Origin of the sequence: Flavobacterium sp. DSP2-3-1 (genome assembly GCF_049896865.1) — a bacterium.
In the GTDB taxonomy this organism is placed as follows: Bacteria; Bacteroidota; Bacteroidia; order Flavobacteriales; family Flavobacteriaceae; genus Flavobacterium.
This window is the reverse complement of sequence record NZ_JAFCVD010000008.1, coordinates 55115-78248: the sequence shown is the minus strand read 5'-3', so window position 1 is coordinate 78248 and position 23134 is coordinate 55115. Positions and strand designations below refer to the sequence as shown.

Here is a 23134-nt window from a genome sequence, read left to right as displayed (position 1 = left end):
AGTTATAGTTTGAAACCGTATGCCAATCGCAGTGAAATTTGTCCTAAACCCTCTTTGACAACGTTGTTTTTAATCACCGGAAAGTCATTGAAATGCTCGTATCGCAAACTGATGTCGATTTTATCCGTAGCATATCCAATGGCTGGGCTTAACAACAAAGAGGTGTCGTTGTATCCGTTTGTCACTGCAAAAGCCGCACCTACTTCTCCCATCAGATACAACTGGTCTTTGAGTACAAATGCTTTGAAACCGGCTTTTGCAGGGATGTAACCCAAATCATTAGTATCGCCAGATGCAAACATATTGCTGAATCCTGTGGTAAATGTTACGGAATATTTTTTGGACAAATCATATTGAAGTCTGGCATCGGCACCCAAATTGAAATCGTATGGATTATCCAGTGGAAGTCCACCGTTGATTCCAAATCCAAGACGAAATCCCTGATTGTAATTTTTTGCTTCTTGCGCGGTAGTGGTTGCTATTCCTAAAATTATAGCTAACGTGGTAATAACCGTTTTAATATTGAATGTGTTTTTCATAATACAGTGTTTAAATCAATTTTTGAAATAAAATAAATAAGTTTTCAGTGTTGTAAAAAGTTCGTTTGAAACGACTTTGGACTTAAATTGTGTGCTTATTAATACTTTTTAAATTATCCGTATTTGCGATTTCTTCTTTTAAGATGTCTGAAGCATTTCCAAGCAATTGTTCGGAATCCTTTTTGAGATGATTGATAGTTTGGGCGATTTTTTCAGTCCATTTTCCGGAAGAATCTTTTAGCGAATTTGCTACATCACTGCTTTTATCAGTAATTTTTTTTCTGGTTTCGCACCCTTTTGCCGGGGCAAATAGTATTCCTAGAACCGTTCCTATTGCTAAACCGCCAAGTATTCCTGATGCTAAATTGTTATTTTTCATGATTTTTTTTTTTAAAAATTTGAATTTATATCCACTTATCATTCGCGGTGTAATGGCTATTAATGCTATTGCCAAAAAACAGCAATGATGCTTCCTACGCTCTAAATGAAAAATCCCAACGTTTAAATAATTACAAGCACCACCGCGACTGCATTAATTAAATTTGACATGATGTACTTATTTCATTAAAATTTTATCGCTTCGTACACACTCCATACGCTGTTTTTAGAATCTGGAAAAGTAAAGGTTTGTCCAATAACTGTTCTTTGTTTTCCCACCTTGTTTAAACCGTAATTGTATCTGGCGCCTATTCCAAAACTGTCAAAATCAAATGCAATTCCAGCGGCTAAACCATGATCAAACTTATTTAAATCATCTTCATCGATATTGTCTTTTGTGTTGTGGGAGCCGTTTAAAGATTCATTTGTAATTTTGGAATCTACCAGAAAAGCGGCATACAGAACGAAGTGAACGTTGAAATTGTCTGTTAGATTTGCTTTTAATAACAAAGAAACTTCAAGATAGTTCAGCCTGAATTTCCCTGTTCCTTGCGCAAAAGCATTGTCGTATTGTAATTCGGTTCCTTTAGTCGTAAAACTTGCCTCTGGTTGCAAAGCCAAGCTGGAAGTTATAGGCGATTCCGCAAACAATCCTAAATTAAACCCATCGGTAGATTTTCATCATCAACATCTTTAGTATACAAGTTAGAGGTGTTGAGACCATCTTTTAAATCTATAGAAGACTGCTTTTTTGTTCTTGAATTAAATTTGTTAATGCTGCAGTTAATAAAACAACCGCTGATACTTTTTTTAAATTTTTCATTCTGAATACTTTTTAGATTGTTATTTTAGTTTTACAAAGATGCAATGCCTCTGCTGATTGGGCGTTACATCAATTTCGAATTTTATTACAGAATTTAAATATGGGCTTGTAAAACTTTGGATAAAAAATGACCGTCAAAAAAGGTTACGGTTTGTCTATTTTTTTTAAATAACCTTGCAAATGAAGCGAATTTGAATAACACATAAAATATAGTTTTTATGAATTTCACTTAAGAAGTTTTACTTTATTACAGTAAAGCACAGCTTTATGACTCAAGAATTTGGGCCGTTTGAATCTTAATTTTCTATTTATCGAAGCGTTTGTTTTAAATTTTTTTGGAACTTTTAATTTTAAGTAGTTGTAACCAATAGGTTAACCAATACTATTTTTTTGCAAAAACAGTCCTCACTGTAAAAGCGAGTGCCTCCAGAAAGAGACTAACATTAATTGTAAAATAAAGTATAGATTGTCTTTTAAATTACGCCGGCAGATAAATGATAAACGTTGCGCCTTCATCAGGAATTCCTTTCGCAACAATAAATCCTTTGTGGTTTTCTACTATTTTTTTGCAAATAGCGAGACCAATTCCGGTTCCCTCGTACTCGTTTTTGTTGTGAAGTCTATTAAAGAGGATGAAAATCTTTTTGGCATATTCCTGCTCAAAACCAATTCCGTTGTCTTCAATACTAATTTTGTAATATTTAGAGTTGCTATTCGGCAGCAGGTCTTCTTCGTTGTGAGTGATTATCGAAGCATTAATTTTGATGATTGGAGCAGTTTTGGCTTTGCTGTATTTCAAAGAATTGCTTATTAAATTGATAAACAACTGCTGAATTTGAAATGGAATTACGTTCAAGGTTGGTAATTCATTACTTTCTACAATTGCTTTTTTATCTTCCATAATTTGAGCTAATTCCTGCTTTGCATTTTCAAGTAAAACATTCAAATCAACTTCTTTAAAAACTTTTTCACCTTTATTAGTTCTCGAAAATTGCAATAAATCATGAATAAGAACCCGCATTCTGTTGGCAGAGGATTGAATGCTAGACACGTATTGCTGTCCGGATTTTGATAAATTGCTGTAATCTTTAATCACTAGTCGCGAAAGGAAAGTTTCAATTTTTCGCAATGGTTCTTGTAAATCATGACTCGCAATGTAATTGAAAGCAGTTAATTCTTTGTTATTGTTTTCTAATTCCCTGTTCCGCTCTTCAATAAGGTTTTGCGCCTGCACTTCTTCCGTAACATCGCTTGTGGTGCCTATAAAAGTTTTGTCGCCGGAAGCAATTGTGACAATTCGTCCTACCGTTCTGAAATATCTTATTTTGTCATCTTTTTTAATAATTCTGTACGTGAAAGGAGCAAGATCATTTTGGGTATGAATGCTTTTGGTCTTTTCGATTACAAATTCTAAATCCTCAGGATGAATAAAGTTTAAAAACACCTCTAAACTCGCTTCAAAAGATTGCGGCTCGCACCCCAATAACCGATATTCATTGTCAGAGAAAGTATAGGTATTCGTTTCAAAATTTAACTGCCAACTTCCACAACCACCAACTATTTCTGCGAGATTATTGGCTTCATTAGCAACAGATAACGTATTGATTGTATTTTTCAACAATACTAAATCCCTGTTCATTTTTATGAAAGCAATCGTAATTAAAACCAAGGTTACAATTAGCGTTAAATAAATGAGCAGCGGAGTATAATTCATAGTCGATTCATACTCCTGTTGTCTGTTTTTTAAAAGTCTGTGTTGGGTAATCATCATGTCTTCTATTTTGATGCGAATAGAATCCATTGTTTGTTTACCGATAATTAAGTTGTTTTTAAGAATTTCTTGATCGTAAATCCCCTGTTCCTTTAGATAGAGAGATTTTGAAAGATAATTTTGTCTTTTGTTAATGAAAAACAACAGCTTTTTTAAATTGCTTTGTTGTGTTCTGCTATTTGCCGTTAGTTTGGAAACTCTTTTAAACGATTTTCTTACTAAAATCTTTGATTTATAATATGGTTCCAGAAAGCTTTTATCACTACTCAAAATGTATCCTCTTTGTCCGGTTTCGGCATCTTTTATATAGGAAATTAAACGTTCAAGTTCAGCATTCACCTCATGACTGTTGCTCACCCAAGCGGACGATTTTTTTAGAACCGTAATGTGCTTAAAAGTAATGCCTCCAATAAAAAATATAATCGCGACCGAAATAACAAAAATAATTTTTAAAAAAACAGGTGACTTCTGAAGTTGAGTATATCTCATTTTACATTCGCATTAAAAAATTGTCTTTGTTTAAGCCGGATGTGTGGTATTGCCAATTTATGGTCACAACTTCTGCAAGTATTTTTTTTAAATCCTCAAAATCATTTGGTTTTTTAATGTAAATATTGGCGCCATTTATAAAGGTTTCTTCAATATGTTCTTCCGATGATGAGGTCGAATAAATCGCAATGGCTATATCACTTAGTTTTTCATTTTTTTTGATTTCCAATAAACATTCTACGCCATTCTTTTTTGGCATGTTTAAATCTAAAAATAATACGCTGGGCAAAACAGAATCCTCATTATTTAGATAATTCATCAGCGCGACACCATCATTAAAAGTACTCACTTTTGTATTTATTTTTAATTCATCAAAGGCATCTGTAAAAAACAGTCTGTCATCTTCGTCATCGTCCGCAAGGCAAATATTTATAAATTCAGTATTCATATAAATGTGTTTTAGCTGTTGTTTTTGTTAGATAATTCCCTTCTTTTCGAAATGATTCGTTGAAAAGCGGAAGGCGTCATTCCGGTCGTATGCTTAAATTGTGTGCTCAAATGTGCTACGCTCGAATAATTCAACTGAATGGAAATTTCAGTTAAATTAAGTGGTGTGCTGATCATTAATTGTTTGGATAATTCTATTTTTTGAATAATAATAAAATTTTCAATAGAAGTGTACGTAACTTCTGAAAAAACATTAGACAAATACGCGTAACTGAGATTTAACTTATCCGCAATGTACACGGAGCTTTTTATGTTCAAAGGTTTGTCGCTATTTACCATTTCAACAATAGCGTCTTTTATTTTTTGAACTAATACTCTTTTTTGATTTTCAACGATTTCTATTCCATATTCTTTGAAAATAGCTGTGATTTCATCCAATTTCCCAGAAGGTATTTTTTCTAAAAAATTAAACTCACCAAACCCGATAATATTAAATTTATACCCCAATTCGGATAATTTTTCCTGAACAATTTTTTTTGTCAGTTGAGCATAATCAAATTTTAAATATACTTTCATAAAGACTTTTGTTTAATAGTAAAGATATAAAAAGCTTGCTTTTAAATTCATTTTTGAATCATTCTTAAAAACTTTTTTTCGAATTTAAAACGGAGCGATTAGCGACTTTTACCCAAGTTTTAATTAATTACGTAAGGTTTAGGTTTTCATTATTAAGATTTTAAAAATAAAAAAAAATTATGATTTGGCACTTCAATAAAATTTTAAATGCTCAACAATCGTTAATTTTACAATTTTTTTAACAGTTCGTATACGCTTTAAATGTTTTTTTGTTTGAATTTCCTCGGAATTTCACCTGTTATTATTACTTATTTAGCAGGTTACATCTTAATTTTAAACTCGGTTTTTGCTTTTATCAATTTCTGTTAATAACGCTCTTTTTGAATCTAAATTAATCTCTGTTTTCTGTCATTGCAATTTTTTAAGTACCGTAATTCTATAATTTGATTTCACCATATAAATTCGAATTTTATTACAGGATTGTAACTGATTTTGATTCTATGTTTGTAATTTTGCCGCACAACTATATAAAAATGACAACGCAACAACTTATCCAACAAATTCAACAGAAAAAATCGTTCCTATGCATTGGTTTAGACGTTGATTTAAACAAAATTCCGAGGCATTTATTAGATTTAGAAGACCCGATTTTCGAGTTTAATCGAGCGATAATTGATGCCACGCATGATTTGACAATATCCTACAAACCCAATACCGCTTTCTATGAAGCTAACGGAATTAAAGGATGGATGTCGTTGCAAAAAACAATTGAATACATCAACTCAACCTATCCGGGTATTTTTACGATCGCAGATGCGAAACGAGGTGACATTGGAAATACGTCATCAATGTATGCCAAAGCTTTTTTCGAAGATTTGAATTTCGACAGCGTTACGGTTGCGCCTTACATGGGGAAAGATTCGGTTGAACCCTTTTTAGCTTTCAAAAATAAACATACGATTATGTTGGCTTTGACTTCAAATGAAGGTGCATTTGATTTTCAGACTTTAAACGTTTCCGATACTTCAGGTGGAAAAGAACTGTATAAAAAAGTATTAGAAACTTCTAAAACGTGGAAAAACAGCGAAAACCTGATGTACGTCGTAGGCGCTACCAAAGCGGAATATTTCACTGAAATCCGCAAAATTGTCCCTGACAGTTTCTTGTTAGTTCCGGGAGTTGGCGCGCAAGGAGGTAGCCTCTCGGAAGTTTGTAAATACGGAATGAACGAGAATATTGGATTGCTGATCAATTCCTCCCGAGCAATTATTTATGCCTCAAACGGAATTGATTTTGCCGAAAAAGCAAGAATAGAGGCGTTAAAGATGCAACAGGAAATGGCAGCAATATTAAACACAGTTCAATAAAAATAAACACGAATTGGTACGAATTCAGTTAGACGCAGATTTCATAAGTTAACACAGATTTATTTATCAAGATTTGTAAATTTTTTTCAAAAAAAGTCAGTGAATATCTGCATGTTCGTCTCAATCTTTGTGAAATAATACTATGAAAACTTTAATAGATCAAATCGGAATAACACATTCTTTTGAAACGTCGCCAAAACGCATCCTTTCACTGGTTCCTTCACAAACGGAATTGCTTTATGATTTAGGTTTAGAAGACCGAATTATAGGAATTACAAAATTTTGTGTGCATCCGTATCATTTTATATCAACGAAGAAAATTGTTGGCGGAACCAAAAAAGTACATTACGAAAAAATCAGATTGCTGCAACCGGATATTATCATTTGTAATAAAGAGGAAAACACCGCTGAAATTGTGGAAGAATTGCGAAAAATTTGTCCTGTTTGGGTGACAAATATCATTACTATTGAAGATAATTTTCAAATGATAACCGACTTTGGTCAGCTTTTTAATTGCAGAACAGAAGCCCAGAAATGGAACGACAAATTGGCTTTTGCCTTGAGCGATTTTAAAAACTTCATCAAAGATAAACCGGAACAAAAAGTAGCATACTTCATTTGGAAAAACCCTTTTATGGTCGCAGGTTCGGATAATTTTATCACGGAATTATTAAAACTAAACCACTTTCAAAACATTTATGCTGACAATTCCGAGACTTCGGGACGTTATCCCGAAATTGAACTCAAAAAAATGCGCTTGCAAGGTGATCCTGATTTGGTTTTCCTATCGTCAGAGCCGTATCCTTTTAAGGAAGAAGATGCTTTTGAGATAGGTCGTTTCACGCACCACGCAAAAACTGTATTTGTAGATGGCGAAATGTTTTCTTGGTATGGAAGCCGATTGCTAAAAGCTTTTGATTATTTTAAAAAAATGCATCAAAAATTATAATTCGCATTCGTCTAAAATCAATTTTTCTGTTGTCACGATTAACTTTACTGTAGTCTTTTCGACGTTGAAATTTTGTTCGGAGAGTATTTGGTATTCTCTTTTTAACTTTTCGATTTCATCTTTTTCTATCAGTAATCCTTTCATGGGTATAATTTTTTGCAAATTTACGGCATACAATCTTTAAATTGGCATTATTTTTTGTTAAGATTGAGATTTAAAATTAAAGTTATATTTTTACAAAAAAAACACGTGATTAATTATACCATTTACGAAAATAAAAACACCGACCAGTGGGTAACTTTTGTTCATGGTGCCGGAGGAAGTTCTTCTATCTGGTTCAAGCAAATTCGCGATTTCAAAAAACAGTATAATGTATTGTTGTTAGATTTGCGAGGTCACGGAGAATCAAAACCTACTTTAAAAACAGCTTTCAAACAGAAATATACTTTTTCGGCTTTGGCCAATGATATTTTGGAAGTTTTAGACTTTATTAAAATCAAAAAATCACATTTTGTTGGAATTTCTTTGGGTACCATACTCATCAGACAGTTGGCAGAAATGTACCCAGAAAGGGTACAAAGCATGATTTTGGGAGGTGCAATCCTAAAGATGAATTTCCGTTCCCAGGTATTGATGCGTTTGGGAAATATGTTTAAATACGTTTTGCCTTACCTCGTTTTGTATAAGTTTTTTGCTTTTGTGATTATGCCCAAAAAAAGTCACAAACAATCGCGCTTGCTTTTTATTAACGAGGCCAAAAAATTATATCAAAAGGAATTTATAAAATGGTTTAAACTCACTGCCGAAATAAATCCGGTATTGAAATGGTTTCGTCAGGTTGAATTGAATATTCCTACTCTTTATGTGATGGGCGAAGAAGATTATATGTTTTTGCCATCAGTTCGTAAAGTTGTAGAGAATCATTATAAATCGTCCGAACTCTTTGTAATCGAAAAATGTGGACATGTAGTAAATGTGGAGCAACCTAATGCTTTTAATGATGCCGTCCTTTCCTTTATTAGCACAGCTAAATAAAAAAAGCCTGCATTTACATGCAGGCAATTCTTTAACTAACCAAAACCAAAATAATAAATAACCAGTTTATTACATTGCAAAGGTCACACTTCAGCAGTTGTTTTGCTGTTAAGATTTTGTTATTACTTTGTTGTACATACGTTAAGTTTTTACAGCTTTATTCCATTAGTACTCAGTAACTTTTCTTTATTGAAATAAGCCGTGTAAACACCCAACTTCACGTATTTCAATTCTATTTATTTTTGGTAAAAAAATGCTGCAGATTGTTTTTCAATACAGTTTTAGTACATACCGTCAATTTTATTTGTGTTTTACTCTTTGTTGTCAAGTGATGAAAAATATTAAATTATATTAATATGAAATCACATGAAATATTTACAACAGCGTCCCGAAGTCCTTCAGTAGAAAACGAAAATTCTCAATCTGTAGGTTCCCGCGAACCTTCATTATTGCAGGATTATATTCCACGAGAAAATGATATATTTCAACAGAAAACGAATTCAAAAACGTCTATTGAATATAAAAGGTTCTGACATATTTGGAGGATTTAAAGTAACACACGATAATATCAGATTTACAACAGCTAAAAACTTTTATGAAATCGCAAAAGAAACTAAAGTAATAATGCCTTTTGATTTTATGCCCACTTAATAATCACCTCGTCCTTTAAACCTGGGATCATCTTTTTTGATAAATTCAGTTTTTCGTTTTGATACTTCCGTTTTTGGCAAACTTGCTTCTTCAGTTTTGCTTGAAGGCTCGATGAGTTCGTTTAATTCTTTGATTTCGGCATCTGTTAAATCGCGATAACGACCAACAGGAATGTCAAGCGAAATATTGATAATTCGGATGCGTTTAAGTGCCGTAACATCGTACCTCAAATATTCTGTCATTCTACGGATTTGACGGTTTAGACCTTGTGTCAGAATAATTTTGAAAGTGAATTTACTGATTTGTTCTACTTTACATTTTCGGGTTTAATTAATTTATATGTTTAAACAAATAATTAAATATTATAAAAATGAAAATTACAAACAGGGACATAAAAATACTTTGCTTAGGATTTGCTACCCTTTTTATCATGCAAACAATTTACGACTGGGTTTTTACTATTGGCGAGATTCAAAGGGGTTGGGAATAAGGCTCTAAATAGAATTTGAGAAAACGAATCTTTTTCTTTAAATAGAAGAGAGTTTCATTTTATAAAATTAAATAAGTTTTTATTTTGATATTAGGAAATAAGTAGTAACTTTGTAATTCAAAGTACTTTATTTATGAGTCAAAAACTTCAAGAAGATTTATCGCATATTCGTTCCATGATGGAGCGCTCTTCCAGATTTATTTCGTTAAGTGGCCTTTCAGGAGTATTCGCTGGCTTATTTGCATTAGCCGGGTCAATTTATACTTATCAATTATTTAAAAATAATGGTATTGAATATTTTGATGGTGCACAAAAGATATACAGCTATGATTTAATAATCGAATTAGTTTTTATTGCTTTCGCAGTTTTGATCTTAGCACTGGGATCCGGTATATTTTTTACTTTGAGAAAAAGTAAAAAGTTTGATTTACCGGTTTGGACTAATGCAACAAAAAAAATGTTACTTATTCTAGCGATTCCTTTGTTGGTTGGAGGTGTATTTTGTATGGCACTCTTATACCACCAGTTATTTGCTCTGATTGCTCCTGTTACTTTATTGTTTTATGGTTTAGCACTTATTAATGCTGGGAAATATACTTTTTCGGACATTAGATATTTGGGTGCATTTGAAATTGTTTTAGGATGCATTTCCCTTTTTTATCTTGGTTTTGGTCTTGTTTTTTGGGCAATAGGATTTGGAATTTTACACATCCTGTACGGAATAATTGTGTTCAAAAAATACAAATAGAAATGGGAATCATTGACAAATTAAATAAAGATTTCGAAAGTCGGGTCAGATTAGGCATTATGTCTGTTTTGATGGTAAATGACTGGATTGATTTTACCGAAATGAAATCTTTATTGAATATCACTGATGGTAACTTAGCGAGTCATTCTTCGGCTTTGGATAAATCTGGATATATTGAAGTTAAAAAAGAGTTTGTTGGTAAAAAACCAAAAACTTCGTATCGCGTTACCAACATGGGCAGAGCTGCTTTTGTTTCCCACTTAAATAGTCTTGAAAAATTAATCAAATCTAAATAATCCTTTTTTTTAACTTTGTACTTTGAAATACAAAGTACTTTTAAATTTTTAACTATGAAAAAACTACATTTTATTTTGGGCAGCAGTTTGGTTTTTACACTGCTTTTTTACAACGAGGATTTGGGACTCAATTGGGCCATTTTTGGGATGCTACAAACTGCCTTGATATGTTATTTCTTTCATGAGAAATTTACTCGTAGATTACATTTGATTTTAGTGGTTACATCGGTACTGTCTTGCTTTGCGTTTGCCTGGTATGGTGATTTTCCGTCGTTTTTTGCCATGGCTTTGTCGGTAATCTTTTTACAATTCAAAACTCAGGAACCAAAACTTAAATTATTACAGGCTCTGCCTTTGGTGTTGATCAACGGAATCGCTTCGTTAGGTCGTATTTTGATATTCAGTCAATATTTTCCTAAGCGAAAAGTTAATAACGGTTTTGCTAAAAAACTGCTTGCGTATTTTATTATTCCAGTCGTATTTCTTGGGCTGTTTTTAATCGTATATTCTTTTGGAAGCGATCATTTTTCGTCTTTGTTTACTGGTTATTATTTAGATATTGATACGTGGCAAGCATTTGTGCTGATCGCTTTAGGATTTTTTATTTCGTTCAATTTCTGGAATTATTGGATTCCTATGGTTTGTTATGAAAAGAATGATTTACTAGACAATAATTTTAAAGAAGAAGTAAAAATGCAAAATAAAAATTCATTTTCGTTTCTGGATATTGATTTTGAAAGAAGAAGTGGCGAGATTACGTTGTTTCTTTTAAATGCGTTGCTTTTAATTTTCATCGCAACATATAATTACGAACAGTTTTTTGAAGTGGTCAAAAAATCTAACTTAAGTTCTGATACACACGAAAGAGTAACTGCCGTTATTTTTTCAATCATAATGGCGGTTGGTGTTATTTTATTCTATTTTAAAGGAGGGTTTAATTTTGATGAAAAAGCTAAAAATATTAAAAAATTTGCTAAGATTTGGATTCTGCTAAATGGAGTTTTAATCCTTAGTACTATTATCAAAAACTCAGAATACGTTTCGTTTTTCGGATTGACTTATAAAAGGTTAGGTGTTTATGCTTTCTTGATTTTAGCGATTGTTGGATTGGTTTTTGCTTTTTTAAAAATCATAAATCAAAAAACCAATGCCTATCTTTTCAATCAAATGATTTGGTATTTCTACGGAACGATTCTTTTATGCAGTTTTGTGAATTGGGGAAATATAATTACTCAATACAATATTTCAGTTAACAAAGGAGTTGAATCTACCTTTTTATCCGGATTGAACTTTAATGATGAAGTGCGTAGAGACTATTTTTTACAAAATAAATTAGATGGACAGTACATTGAAATTTCAAGAGAGAAGGAGATTATTCGAATGCAATCAAGGTCCTTTTTATCAAAAACTTTGTATTATAAATTTTTACCTAGTAAATAAAAACACAAATCCCATTCGTTTCTGAATGGGATTTGTATTTTTTAATAATCACCTCGTCCTTTAAACCTGGGATCATCTCTTTTGATAAATTCAGTTTTTCGTTTTGCAGGTTCTGCTTTTGGTAGACTCGCTTCTTCAGTTTTACTTGAAGGCTCAATCAGTTCGTTTAATTCTTTAATTTCGGCATCTGTTAAATCACGATAACGACCAACAGGAATGTCAAGCGAAATATTGATAATTCGGATGCGTTTAAGTGCCGTAACATCATACCCTAAATATTCTGTCATTCTACGGATTTGGCGATTTAGACCTTGTGTCAGAATGATTTTGAAAGTGAATTTACTGATTTGTTCCACTTTACAATTTCGGGTAATGGTGTCCAAAATTGGAATTCCATTTCCCATTCTTTCAATAAAACGATCAGTGATGGGTTTGTTTACAGTAACAGTATATTCTTTTTCGTGATTATTCCTGGCTCGTAATATTTTATTAACAATGTCACCGTCATTGGTCATGAAAATTAATCCTTCACTGGCTTTATCCAATCTTCCAATTGGAAAAATACGTTTTGGATAATTGATATAATCTACAATATTATTGCGAACATCTAAATTTGTGGTACATTCAATTCCGACAGGTTTGTAAAAAGCAAGATAAACGGGTTTTTCATTTTTCTCACGGATTAGTTTACCGTCAATACGCACTTCATCATCTGAAGAAACTTTCGTACCTAATTCCGGAACGATTCCATTGATGGTTACACGACCTTCTTCAACGATTTTATCGGCTTCGCGGCGGGAGCAATACCCAGTTTCTCCTATAAATTTGTTGAGGCGTTTTAGATTTTCTTCCATACTGCAAAAGTAATGAATTTGTTTGTTAGATTTTAGACTTCTTAGATTTTTGGATTGTGTGAAAGCTTAGTTTAAATGGAATATGTAAAATATTCTTTGATTTAAATCACAAGTTCCTGTCATCTAAGAAGTCTAAAAATTTAAGAAGTTTATTTTTCTTCAAATAAAAAACGAGACACTTTTTTATACAGCTCATCATCGTGCATGCTATGGCCTAGGCCTTTAGTCTCAATAAAAACGACGTTTTTCCAAGCTCCTGCAATTTTTTTTGCTTCTTCAAATAAAACTACAGAGTCGTCAATGTCATGGGCAATTAATCCTTTTATATTTAATTTTGAAGCGAATATTTTACCGGAAAACTGTTCCAGGCTAAGTTTGAAATTAGTAAGATAATGCGCTTCTAAAGACTTTGAAATTTTATTATTCAAGCTTAATAACGTTATATAGTTGTTGAGGATGATTTTGAAATCACTTGGAGCTCCTAGTATTACCATTTTTTTTAAAGCATCATTTTGATAAACGGATTGATAATACAAACAGGTTTTTCCGCCTATGGAATGTCCGATAAGATATTGTGGTTTGAATTTTTGCACAGCAACGTGAATAAATTCGGCATATTGAGGAATATTGAATTCTTTTCCGCTGGATAGGCCGTGAGCCGGTCCGTCGATGGCAATGATGGTGCTTCCTGATTTTTTGAGATATGGGAGTAAATTTTCCCAGCGAGAAGCGTTACTTTCCCAGCCATGCACCAAAAGAATTACTGTATCATTCCCTTTCCAAGTATAGGTATGAAAGGAATCTTCTTGAAGTTGGAACATTTCGGACTGTGCTTCTTGCAGAATTTCCGGAAGTTTGTCCTTTGATAATTTCCCTTCTCGGGGTTCACTAAAAAATCCATACGCCAGTTGCGATGCTTTTTTTGGAAATACAAAACTTAACATGTTAATGTATAAACCAATAGATTTAGTGAATATAAAAAAAAGCAATTTCTTCATAATAAAAAAGTCCCGATGTGTATCGGGACTTAAATGTAATTAGAATTTAGAAAATAATTGTTCCATTTTCTCTTTTTCTTCGTCGGCCAAAGAACTGTCGACTAATATTCTCCCGGAGTGCTCATCAGTAATGATTTTCTTTCTGGAAGCAATTTCTACTTGTGTCTGTGGAGGAATAGTGAAGAACGATCCTGCAGATGCCCCTCTTTCGATGGAAACTACTGCTAATCCGTTACGAACACTACTTCTGATTCTTGTGTAAGCCTTCAATAATCTTTCTTCAATTAAAGCTTGAAATTCTGCTGATTTCTCAGACAAGAATGCTTCTTCTTTAGCAGTTTCAGACATGATAGCGTCTAACTCTGATTTTTTGTGCTTTAAGTGATTTGATTTTGCTTCTAATCTTTCTTTAGAACTTGAAATTACTTCTTTCTTGTGTTCGATAGAAGCTTTCATTTCTTTAATTTGTTTTTCTGATAATTGAATTTCTAATTCTTGAAATTCAATTTCTTTAGTCAACGAATTAAATTCTCTGTTGTTGCGAACAGTTTCTTGTTGCTTAGTATATTTTTTGATAGCTTCTTTGTGCTCATCAATTGCATTCTTTTTTGATTTGATTAGATCCTCGATAACTTCAAGTTCTCCTTTCAATTTTTCTGAACGTGTGCTTAAACCAGCCACTTCATCTTCTAAATCTTCTACCTCTAAAGGAAGTTCTCCTCTTACGTTTCTGATTTCGTCAATTCTAGAGTCAATAAGTTGTAAATCGTAAATTGCTCTTAACTTGTCTTCAACACTTAATTCTTTCGTATTCGCCATATTCTATAAGTACTTAACTGGATTTGAATTTTCTTCTGATAAAATAACTGCAAAATTAAGGATTTTTTTTCGAAGATACTCTACAATATAATTTTTTGTATACCGTTCGCTCTCAAAATGTCCAATATCGGCCAAAAGTAACTTGTTTTCGGCTTCATAAAACTGATGGTATTTTAAATCGGCAGTTAAATAGGCATCAGCTCCGGCTTGAATTGCATTTTTTATCGCAAAACTTCCAGCTCCGCCAAGAACGGCCACTTTTTTAATTTCTTTGCCAGTAAAGCTGGAATGTCGAATTCCGCCACACTGCATTTTTTCTTTTGCGAAATGCAGAAACTCTTTTTCATTCATGGGATTTTTCAATTCGCCAATCATTCCCATGCCAATATTTTGATGTTGGTTTTGCAGTGCATATACTTCATACGCGACTTCTTCGTACGCGTGACTTTTAAATAATGCTTTCAGGATTTTATTTTCCAAATGTTTTTCGAAAGTGACTTCGATTTTGATTTCATCCCCCTGCACAAACTCAAATCGCTCTCCAACCTGAGGATTGCTATGCTCATTTCCCATGTAAGTTCCAATTCCTTTTGAATTAAAACTGCAGTTTTCATAGTTGCCAATATTGCCTGCGCCAGCATCAAATAAAGCATTCCGTACTTCTTCCGCATTTTCAGCAATGGTGTAGGTCACTAATTTCCGAATGAAATGTTGCTTCGGAATCAGGATTTTGGTATTTACCAAACCCAGTGCGTCACTGAATATTTTATTCACGCCTTCCTGATGATTGTCTAAAGCGGTGTGAACGGCATAAATTGCAATGTCATTTTTTATGGCTTTGATAACGGCTTTTTCTACATAGTTTTTTCCCGTTATTTTTTTTAAACCAGAAAATAATATGGGATGAAAACAAACTACCATATTGCAGTTTTTTGAAATCGCTTCATCAATTATATTTTCTAAAGCATCATGGCAAACCAAAATTCCGGTAGCTTTTATTTCCTGATCGCCAACCAATAATCCGACGTTGTCAAAATCTTCGGCATAGGCGAGTGGCGCCATTTCTTCGAGTACAGAAATTATTTCTTTAATTTTCATGTTTTTGACACAGATTTTACAGATTTACACAAATTTTATTTTACACAAACAATCATAGTTATTTTTAATTTGTGAAAACTGGTGAAATATGTGTTAGATTTTTATTTCAAAGATAATTTATTCTACTTTCGTAAAATGAATTTACTGCGAAAATTGTTGTTTCCGTTTGCCATGTTATATGGTACCATAACAAGAATGCGCAATTTTCTTTTCGATGCAGGAGTTTTAAAATCATACTCTTTTGACTTGCCTGTTATTGCTGTCGGAAATCTTAGCGTTGGCGGAACTGGAAAAACGCCCCAAATCGAATATTTGATTCGCTTGCTTTCGGATAAATATAAAATCGCCACTTTAAGCCGTGGATACAAAAGACAATCTACAGGTTTTGTTTTGGCGCAAGCAGGCACAAATGCAAAAATTCTGGGAGACGAACCCTTTCAATTTTTTCAAAAATTTCCTTCAATACAGGTTGCGGTTGATGCCGACAGAAAAAACGGAATAGAACAATTACGAGCTCTTCCTAAAAAGCCAGAAGTGATTTTGCTGGACGACGCTTTTCAACATCGGAAAGTTAAGGCAGGACTTTACATTTTACTCACGTCCTACGGCGATTTATATTCGGATGATTTTATGCTGCCAACCGGAAATTTACGCGAAAGCCGAAGTGGAACAAAGAGAGCTGATGTAATTGTTGTGACTAAGTGTCCTTTTAATCTTCCGCTCGACGAACAAAATAAGATTAAAAAGAGGTTAAAAGTTACTGCAAATCAAGAATTGTACTTTACTTTTATAGCTTACGAAGAATTTATTTATGGTGAGAACCGAAAAATAAATCTAAATGAAATTCAAGTTGCTGCTAAAGTATTGGTGGCAGGAATTGCAAAGCCAGAACCGTTTTTCGCCTATTTACAAGATACCAATGATGTGTGTTTGTCTTTTCCGGACCATCACAATTTTACAGAAAAAGACATTTTAGAAATCAAAAACGTAGCTCAAAACAACATTATTATCACTACCGAAAAAGATTATGTGCGTTTAAACGGAAGTTTGCCAGACGAACAACTTTTTTATTTACCAATACAAAGTTCTTTCGTTTCAAGAAGTGAAAATTTTGACAAAACAATTTTAAATTATGTGGGAAAAAGTACAACAAACAATAAGTTATATTAAGGAAAGAATTGATTTTAAGCCAGAATATGGCGTGATTTTAGGTTCGGGATTAGGAAGTTTTACGGATGAAGTGCAGGTAAAATTTACTTTGCCGTACAATGAAATTCCAAATTTTCCGGTGTCAACAGTGCAAGGGCACAAAGGTGCATTGGTTTTTGGAACAATAGGCGAGAAGAAAGTAGTTGCCATGCAAGGACGTTTTCATTATTATGAAGGTTATTCAATGACAGAAGTTACTTTCCCCGTGCGGGTAATGAAGTTTTTGGGTGTTGAAAAACTGGTGGTTTCTAATGCATCAGGCGGAGTGAATCCAAGTTACAAAGTAGGGTCTGTCGTAATGATTACGGATCATATTAATATGACCCCTGAACATCCCTTGCGTGGAAAAAATGACGAACGTTTTGGACCTCGTTTTGTAAATATGAGTGAACCATATTCTCGAAAAATGATTGCAAAAGTCACTGAATTAGCAAAGGAGCTTAATATAGAAGTTCATGAAGGAATTTATTTGGGTCTACAAGGACCAACTTTTGAAACTTTGGCCGAATACAGAATGGTAAAAATTTTGGGCGCGGATTGTGTGGGAATGTCAACCGTTCCTGAAGTAATTGTGGCACGTCATATGAACTTGGAAACATTTGGTATTTCAGTAATTACTGATATGGGTAACGAAGAAAGTATTGGAACCATTTCTCATGACGAAGTTTTAGAAGCTGCTAAAGAAGCCGAACCAAAAGTGCGAAGCCTTATTAGAGAATTGATTTTAAAGTATTAGTTTTAAATATATCCTGCAATCACGGTGTAAAATTCTTCTGGTATGAACGGTTTAGTAATAACATCGTTCATGCCAAAGGATAATAACATTTCGCGATTTTCATCTAATGATATTGCGGTAAGCGCAATAATAGGGGTGGTTGTATCGAATGTTCGAATCAGTTCTGTAGCAATAGTTCCGTTGATGCCGGGTAAATGAACGTCCATAAGAACGAGATCAAATTTGTTTTTTCGTACTAATTCAATAGCATCTTCACCATTATCAATTACTTCACAAATTATTTGTTTATTGAGAAGCATTTTCATGATAATCATTTGATTGATTCTATTGTCCTCCACTAACAGGATTTTTTTGTTTAACAATTTAGAATCGTAATCTATTTTTGAAGTTTTTTCCACAAGTAAAGTTTTTTCACTTGTTTTAAATGCCAATTCAAATGAAAATGTCGAGCCTAGGCCTACAGTACTTGTTAGTTTTATTTGTCCTCCAAGAATTGTAATTAATTTTTTTACGATCGTCAAGCCTAAACCTGTGCCGCCATATTTGCGATTGACTTCTGTAGAACCTTGAGAAAAGCTGTCAAAAACACTGACTAATTTATCTGGGGGTATCCCAATTCCGGTATCTGTTATTTCAAAATACAATGTCGCATTTTTATCTACTAAATTTGCGAGCTTGGCAAGTACCTTCACATCCCCATTTTTAGTAAATTTCAAGGCATTATTAATCAGATTCATTACGATCTGCGATAGTTTTGTAGGGTCTCCAATCAAATAGTCAGGAATAGCATGGTCTATTTTGAGTGTGAAATTATTGTTGTTTATTAAAGCCAATTCTTTTAAGGAATTTTGGATGTCTGTCAAAAGTTGTTTTAGATTAAAACTTGTAAATTCTATTTCAGCATTGTGCGATTCTATTTTGTTTATTTCTAAAATTTCATTAATGAATTTTGTTAAATAATCACCTGAGAACTTTAATGATGATAAATAATCCATTTGAGTTTTCTTAGGTTTTTCTTTCAATAATAAGTGGGTAATTCCGTTGATGGCATTAAGCGGTGTACGAAGTTCATGACTTACTGTCGAAAGAAATTCAGACCTGGCTTTTGATGCTTTTTCTGCTTTTTCTTTCGCAATTTCTAATTCTTTATTTTTTTCTTTTAGCAATAAATTTGACTGATTGCGGATGATATTGTTTTTATACAAAGACAAACTCAACAGGGATAAAATTGAAACCAACGCTACAGCCAGAATACTAATCAGTTTAGAAAACTTACTTGCTTTTGCCTGCTCTATGTTTTCATCATTGGTTTGTACAATTTCTTTTAACCGTTCGGATTCTTTAAAATTTGTATAGTCATCAATACCAAGTCTCTTATTGTTTAAAATGGCAATTCGTTCCTTTAGATTAAGATGCTGTTTCAAGTATAAATAGGCATTATTTTTATCTAACATTTTTTCATATACAGTACTCAAGGCAAGCAAAATATTAGATTTTTGTTCCAGATTCTCAGTTTTACTATTGAGGTCTAATGCTTTATTTAGATAATTTAAAGCTAAATTATTCCTGCTTTTAAACGCTTCAATTCTTCCTGTTTGGTACAAGGCTTCTGCTTTAGTATTTGATAAATTAGGACTGTCAGGTTTTGCAATGATAGTCTTAAAAACAGATAATGCTAAATCTAATTTATTTTTTGATTTGTAAATAAGTCCCGTTTGAAGCGTAAATAATTCAGCAGTGTCGGGAATATTTAATGTGGTGTAAATTGATTTTGCCTTATTGAAGTAAAGTATGGCTCTGTCAAAATTTGCTGTTGCCATAAAGCTCAAGCCAAGATGGTAATACATGTTAGCTTGATCTGAGCTAGGGTCTAAGTTGGCATATAATTCAGAGCTTTTTAATAACGATTCAACTGCATCGTTATATTTTCTTAAATCAATGTAAAGTTTTCCAAGATAAAAATTTTGATAGGCTTGGTCCTTGATGTTTTTATTTTTTTCTGAATATAGTATTGCCTTCTGCGTATTTAGTAAAGCATTTTTATAATCATTATCTTGAACGTATGAGTTGCTCAAGCTGCTGTAATAAGCGGTGCTATCTGTTTTCTCATTGGGTTGAGCGAACAGTAGCGTGTTTAAAAAAAGTACATAAACGAAAAAATATTTCATTCGTAGCCGATTTTTTTATTACTTGTTTTTCATATTAGTCAAAAGAATTAAATCAATTATTCGTGAGGAATATCCTATCTCATTGTCGTACCATCCCACCACTTTTACCATTTTATCGATAACAGAAGTAAGTTGTGCATCAAATATACATGAATTTTTATTGCCAATTACATCAACGGAAACAATAGGGTCTTCAGTGTAATCTAAAATGCCTTTTAAAGTAGTTTGTGCTGCCGATTTAAAAGCCGCGTTTATTTCATTTATGGTAACGGCACGTTTCACATTAAAAGTAATATCAGTCAAGGATCCATCAGGCACGGGAACACGAATACCGCAACCGCCGATTTTTCCTTCAAATTTCGGAAATATTTTCGTCAATGCTTTTGCCGCTCCAGTGGTTGTAGGAACAATGGACTGACTTGCACCGCGTGCCCTGCGTAAGTCTTTGTGCGGTTGATCATGTAAACTTTGGTCCGTCGTGTAAGAGTGAATCGTGGTGATATACGCTTGTTCTATACCGCAAAGTTCACTGATTACTTTAATCATTGGTGCGGCATTATTCGTCGTGCAGCTGGCATTTGAAATAATAGTTTCCGTACCGTCAAGTATAAAGTCATTTACACCGAGTACCACCGTTTTTATGGTGTCAACTTCTGATGGTGCGGAGAGAATTACTTTTTTGGCACCAGCAATAATATGGGAATTGAGTTCTTCAAAAGTTTTGTACTTCCCGGTAGATTCCACAACGTAATCAATGTCTAGACTTTTCCAATCCAGATTTGTAATATTTTTTTCATGAAAAAACAAAAAATGTTTTCCATCAACCAATATTCCTTTCTCATCATCGCTAACTGCAAAAGGTAAAACACCGTGTATACTATCGTATTTTATTAAATGGGCCATTGTTTTTTTGTCGGCGATATCATTTATGGCTATCACTTCTATTAAAGGATGGTTTAAAAGTAATCGGAATAAATTTCTACCAATTCTTCCAAAACCATTTATTGCAATTCTTATCATAAGTCTTAAAGTCTTAAAGTCAGAAAGTCAAAAAGTCAAAATACCAAGCCTTTCGACTTTATGACTTTACGAGATTCGACTACAATATATGTTTTTGTGCTTTGTAAGACGAACGAACTAAAGGTCCGCTTTCTACATGGCGGAAACCCAATTCTAGACCAAATTGCTCGTATTTTGCAAATTGTTCTGGTGTTATAAACTCTTTTACCGGCAAGTGTTTTTTACTGGGTTGCAAGTACTGACCAATAGTAACGATATCGACATTAACGTCACGCAAATCACGCATTGTTTGGTACACTTCTTCTTCTTGTTCGCCAAGACCAAGCATAATTCCCGACTTAGTTCTGTTGATTCCTTTTTCTTTCAAGTAACGTAACACTTCTAAACTTCGGTCGTATTTCGCCTGAATTCGTACTTCACGTGTCAATCTCCGAACTGTTTCCACATTATGCGAAACCACTTCCGGATTTGCTTCCACGATTCGATCAATGTTTCTTTCGATGCCTTGAAAATCAGGAATCAACGTTTCCAGTGTCGTATTTGGGTTCATTCTGCGAATGGCTTTTACGGTTTCAATCCAAATGATAGAACCACCATCTTTCAAATCATCTCTGTCAACGCTTGTGATTACGGCATGTTTGATATTCATAATTTTGATAGAACGCGCCACTTTTTCCGGTTCATCCCAATCTACGGTTTCCGGTCTTCCGGTTTTTACACCACAAAAACCGCAAGAACGCGTACACACATTTCCCAAAATCATGAATGTCGCTGTTCCTTCACCCCAGCATTCACCCATGTTCGGGCAACTTCCAGAAGTACAAATCGTGTTTAAACTATATTTATCTACTAAGCCGCGAAGCTCTGTATATTTTTTGCCTATTGGGAGCTTTACCTTCAACCATTTTGGTTTAGCGACGCTCAGTTCCGCTCCGCCCCGAATTCCTGTAAGTAAAGTATTTTCTAAAACAGTTTCCATATATCAATTTTCAGAGCACAAAGATAAGGAAAGTTGCTTGTTTGTGGATTCCTTTATTTATTTATTTGAATAAAGAGAAACGGATGCTTTAGGAGCACAATATGTACTTGTTCTTAGGGAATAGTCGTCCTGTTTTCCGCTAGATTCACGCTGATTGCGACGTTCCTCACAATGACAGCGCAGGATGCCGCTGCAATCAGGAGTTCGGACTTTTTATTGTTTTAGGATAGAATGTAAAAAAAATAAAAAGGTTAAAAAAAGAAAAGCTTCAAAATTACTTGAAGCTTTTCTTTTTTTTAATTCATCTCTACTGTAATCGGGAGATTATAGGCGGTCCGCACTGGTTTTCCAGCAATCATTCCGGGTACCCATTTCGTTTTAATGGATTTTAGAACTCGGACGGCCTCTTTTCCTAAACCATAGCCAGGATCTCTTTTTACCTGAATATCCGTCATGCTTCCGTCTCTTTCAATTACAAAAGAAACATACACTCGAATCGAACCACTGCCATCTATTTCTTGTTCTTCAAAATTATTTCCAACATAATTGTAAAACTTATTAATTCCGCCGGGAAATTCTGGTAGTTTATCTAATGCAACGCTATTGATGATGGTATTGCCTGTATCAACAACTGATGTGATTTCCGTTTCTGTTCCTGACGATGAAGTTGGATTGACTCCTACAATTCCTGTTCCTTTTGTAGTTGTATTTGTTACCGTCGTATTATCGGTAATTTTTGCAATGTCCTGATTGGCTTGTGAAGACTTAACGATCACAGGGTTTACCAGTTTGGCGCTTTTTGCGGGAGCATCAATAGTTTTAGTTTTTACGGCAGGAAGAGATTTTTTTTGCTCTAGCTGATTTGGAATTATGTCAGTAAGTCGCACTGTGATATTTGTAAATTCGGGAATGCCTATCGTATCAGTTTTACCAGGATTAAGATAGTTACTGACGACAGGAATACTTAAAACTCCGAAGACAAATAACACACCGGTAAAAAGTGCCGTTAATGCCGTTTTAGTACTTTCTTGGCGCAACTGATATGCACCATATTCTTTGTTTCTGTCTTGAAAAACAAGATTAATCCAGCCTGTTTCGTAAATGCTTAGTTTTGACATAATTTATGGTTTTAGAGGTTAAGTACAATTAAATCATAAGCGAAGAGTTTTTATTGGTAACGTGCAAAATAAAAGTATTAGTATATAAATTTAGTAATTATTTTTGATTTTAGTTAAATTATATTTATTAATTTAA

General features: G+C 33.5%; 24 protein-coding genes and 2 pseudogenes. 10 read left to right on the top strand and 16 right to left on the bottom strand.

Going from position 1 to position 23134, the window contains the following annotated elements; translation table 11 throughout:
- Nucleotides 1–2: 2 nt before the first annotated feature.
- The 6 genes and pseudogenes from ACP7AT_RS10600 to ACP7AT_RS10575 form a co-directional block, all read right to left on the bottom strand.
- Nucleotides 3–539, bottom strand: coding sequence for a hypothetical protein (locus tag ACP7AT_RS10600; protein ID WP_426064292.1), 537 nt, complete (start codon nt 537–539; stop codon nt 3–5).
- 82 nt (nt 540–621) lie between these two features.
- Entirely contained in the window at nt 622–918 is a 297-nt protein-coding gene (locus tag ACP7AT_RS10595; protein ID WP_426064291.1) for a YtxH domain-containing protein, read from the bottom strand.
- A gap of 185 nt (nt 919–1103) precedes the next feature.
- Nucleotides 1104–1571 (bottom strand): annotated as a pseudogene (locus ACP7AT_RS10590) (porin family protein); the annotation flags it as partial.
- A gap of 647 nt (nt 1572–2218) precedes the next feature.
- Nucleotides 2219–4000, bottom strand: a complete 1782-nt coding sequence (locus ACP7AT_RS10585; protein ID WP_426064290.1) for a sensor histidine kinase — start codon at nt 3998–4000, stop codon at nt 2219–2221.
- A gap of 1 nt (nt 4001) precedes the next feature.
- Nucleotides 4002–4448 (bottom strand): response regulator, encoded by a 447-nt coding sequence (locus ACP7AT_RS10580; protein ID WP_426064289.1) that lies wholly within the window; start codon nt 4446–4448, stop codon nt 4002–4004.
- A gap of 11 nt (nt 4449–4459) precedes the next feature.
- Complete coding sequence (locus ACP7AT_RS10575; protein WP_426064288.1) at nt 4460–5023, bottom strand: helix-turn-helix domain-containing protein; 564 nt, start codon at nt 5021–5023, stop codon at nt 4460–4462.
- A 533-nt stretch (nt 5024–5556) separates the two neighbouring features.
- Between ACP7AT_RS10575 and pyrF the strand changes: the two genes are divergently transcribed.
- Together pyrF and ACP7AT_RS10565 are read left to right on the top strand one after the other, a co-directional pair.
- Nucleotides 5557–6390 carry an orotidine-5'-phosphate decarboxylase gene (gene pyrF, locus ACP7AT_RS10570; protein WP_426064287.1) on the top strand — a complete coding sequence of 278 codons (834 nt, stop codon included), beginning with the start codon at nt 5557–5559 and terminating at the stop codon, nt 6388–6390.
- A gap of 142 nt (nt 6391–6532) precedes the next feature.
- On the top strand, nt 6533–7339 hold the full coding sequence (locus tag ACP7AT_RS10565; protein WP_426064286.1) for an ABC transporter substrate-binding protein: 807 nt from the start codon (nt 6533–6535) through the stop codon (nt 7337–7339).
- On the opposite strand, the gene ACP7AT_RS10560 is transcribed toward ACP7AT_RS10565, so the two are convergent.
- Nucleotides 7334–7483 carry a hypothetical protein gene (locus ACP7AT_RS10560; RefSeq protein WP_426064285.1) on the bottom strand — a complete coding sequence of 50 codons (150 nt, stop codon included), beginning with the start codon at nt 7481–7483 and terminating at the stop codon, nt 7334–7336. The two genes, ACP7AT_RS10565 and ACP7AT_RS10560, sit on opposite strands and share 6 nt — an antisense overlap.
- A 105-nt stretch (nt 7484–7588) precedes the next feature.
- On the opposite strand from ACP7AT_RS10560, the gene ACP7AT_RS10555 reads away from it, so the two are divergent.
- The 3 genes from ACP7AT_RS10555 (at nt 7589) to ACP7AT_RS10545 (ending at nt 9025) form a co-directional block, all read left to right on the top strand.
- Nucleotides 7589–8374 carry an alpha/beta fold hydrolase gene (locus ACP7AT_RS10555; RefSeq protein WP_426064284.1) on the top strand — a complete coding sequence of 262 codons (786 nt, stop codon included), beginning with the start codon at nt 7589–7591 and terminating at the stop codon, nt 8372–8374.
- A gap of 356 nt (nt 8375–8730) precedes the next feature.
- Entirely contained in the window at nt 8731–8907 is a 177-nt protein-coding gene (locus tag ACP7AT_RS10550) for a hypothetical protein (protein ID WP_426064407.1), read from the top strand.
- Nucleotides 8849–9025 (top strand): catalase, encoded by a 177-nt coding sequence (locus tag ACP7AT_RS10545; protein WP_426064283.1) that lies wholly within the window; start codon nt 8849–8851, stop codon nt 9023–9025. The genes ACP7AT_RS10550 and ACP7AT_RS10545 overlap by 59 nt, the downstream gene beginning before the upstream one ends.
- On the opposite strand, the pseudogene ACP7AT_RS10540 reads toward ACP7AT_RS10545, so the two are convergent.
- Nucleotides 9022–9351 (bottom strand): annotated as a pseudogene (locus ACP7AT_RS10540) (23S rRNA pseudouridine synthase F); the annotation flags it as partial. The gene ACP7AT_RS10545 and the pseudogene ACP7AT_RS10540 overlap by 4 nt on opposite strands.
- A gap of 297 nt (nt 9352–9648) precedes the next feature.
- Between ACP7AT_RS10540 and ACP7AT_RS10535 the strand changes: the two are divergent.
- From ACP7AT_RS10535 to ACP7AT_RS10525, 3 genes are read left to right on the top strand one after another with little or no spacing between them, the layout of a single operon-like run.
- Nucleotides 9649–10263: a hypothetical protein gene (locus tag ACP7AT_RS10535; RefSeq protein WP_426064282.1), complete on the top strand. Its 615-nt coding sequence runs from the start codon at nt 9649–9651 to the stop codon at nt 10261–10263.
- A 2-nt stretch (nt 10264–10265) separates the two neighbouring features.
- Nucleotides 10266–10559, top strand: a complete 294-nt coding sequence (locus ACP7AT_RS10530; RefSeq protein ID WP_196828192.1) for a winged helix-turn-helix domain-containing protein — start codon at nt 10266–10268, stop codon at nt 10557–10559.
- 54 nt (nt 10560–10613) lie between these two features.
- Nucleotides 10614–11999 (top strand): DUF4173 domain-containing protein, encoded by a 1386-nt coding sequence (locus ACP7AT_RS10525; RefSeq protein ID WP_426064281.1) that lies wholly within the window; start codon nt 10614–10616, stop codon nt 11997–11999.
- A gap of 41 nt (nt 12000–12040) precedes the next feature.
- Here the strand turns inward: ACP7AT_RS10525 and rluF are convergent, their stop codons facing one another.
- The 4 genes from rluF to ACP7AT_RS10505 form a co-directional block, all read right to left on the bottom strand.
- Nucleotides 12041–12853, bottom strand: a complete 813-nt coding sequence (gene rluF, locus ACP7AT_RS10520) for a 23S rRNA pseudouridine(2604) synthase RluF (protein ID WP_426064280.1) — start codon at nt 12851–12853, stop codon at nt 12041–12043.
- Nucleotides 12854–13002: 149 nt separating this feature from the next.
- Nucleotides 13003–13797: an alpha/beta fold hydrolase gene (locus ACP7AT_RS10515; RefSeq protein WP_426064279.1), complete on the bottom strand. Its 795-nt coding sequence runs from the start codon at nt 13795–13797 to the stop codon at nt 13003–13005.
- A 93-nt stretch (nt 13798–13890) separates the two neighbouring features.
- Nucleotides 13891–14670: a zinc ribbon domain-containing protein gene (locus ACP7AT_RS10510; protein WP_426064278.1), complete on the bottom strand. Its 780-nt coding sequence runs from the start codon at nt 14668–14670 to the stop codon at nt 13891–13893.
- Nucleotides 14671–14673: 3 nt separating this feature from the next.
- Nucleotides 14674–15768 carry a Nif3-like dinuclear metal center hexameric protein gene (locus ACP7AT_RS10505; RefSeq protein WP_426064277.1) on the bottom strand — a complete coding sequence of 365 codons (1095 nt, stop codon included), beginning with the start codon at nt 15766–15768 and terminating at the stop codon, nt 14674–14676.
- 135 nt (nt 15769–15903) lie between these two features.
- On the opposite strand from ACP7AT_RS10505, the gene lpxK reads away from it, so the two are divergent.
- Both lpxK and ACP7AT_RS10495 read left to right on the top strand, forming a co-directional pair.
- Nucleotides 15904–16938: a tetraacyldisaccharide 4'-kinase gene (gene lpxK / locus ACP7AT_RS10500; RefSeq protein ID WP_426064276.1), complete on the top strand. Its 1035-nt coding sequence runs from the start codon at nt 15904–15906 to the stop codon at nt 16936–16938.
- Nucleotides 16901–17713, top strand: coding sequence for a purine-nucleoside phosphorylase (locus ACP7AT_RS10495; protein ID WP_426064275.1), 813 nt, complete (start codon nt 16901–16903; stop codon nt 17711–17713). The genes lpxK and ACP7AT_RS10495 overlap by 38 nt, the downstream gene beginning before the upstream one ends.
- 2 nt (nt 17714–17715) lie before the next feature.
- Here the strand turns inward: ACP7AT_RS10495 and ACP7AT_RS10490 are convergent, their stop codons facing one another.
- The 4 genes from ACP7AT_RS10490 to ACP7AT_RS10475 form a co-directional block, all read right to left on the bottom strand.
- Nucleotides 17716–19881, bottom strand: coding sequence for an ATP-binding protein (locus ACP7AT_RS10490; RefSeq protein WP_426064274.1), 2166 nt, complete (start codon nt 19879–19881; stop codon nt 17716–17718).
- Nucleotides 19882–19899: 18 nt separating this feature from the next.
- A complete protein-coding gene (gap, locus tag ACP7AT_RS10485; protein ID WP_426064273.1) occupies nt 19900–20901 on the bottom strand; it encodes a type I glyceraldehyde-3-phosphate dehydrogenase in 1002 nt (333 codons plus the stop codon).
- Nucleotides 20902–20980: 79 nt separating this feature from the next.
- Nucleotides 20981–21880 (bottom strand): lipoyl synthase, encoded by a 900-nt coding sequence (gene lipA, locus ACP7AT_RS10480; RefSeq protein WP_426064272.1) that lies wholly within the window; start codon nt 21878–21880, stop codon nt 20981–20983.
- A 296-nt stretch (nt 21881–22176) separates the two neighbouring features.
- The gene (locus ACP7AT_RS10475; protein ID WP_426064271.1) at nt 22177–22998 is read right to left on the bottom strand and encodes an energy transducer TonB; all 822 of its coding nucleotides are present in this window, start codon (nt 22996–22998) and stop codon (nt 22177–22179) included.
- Between the last annotated feature and the right edge of the window lie 136 nt (nt 22999–23134).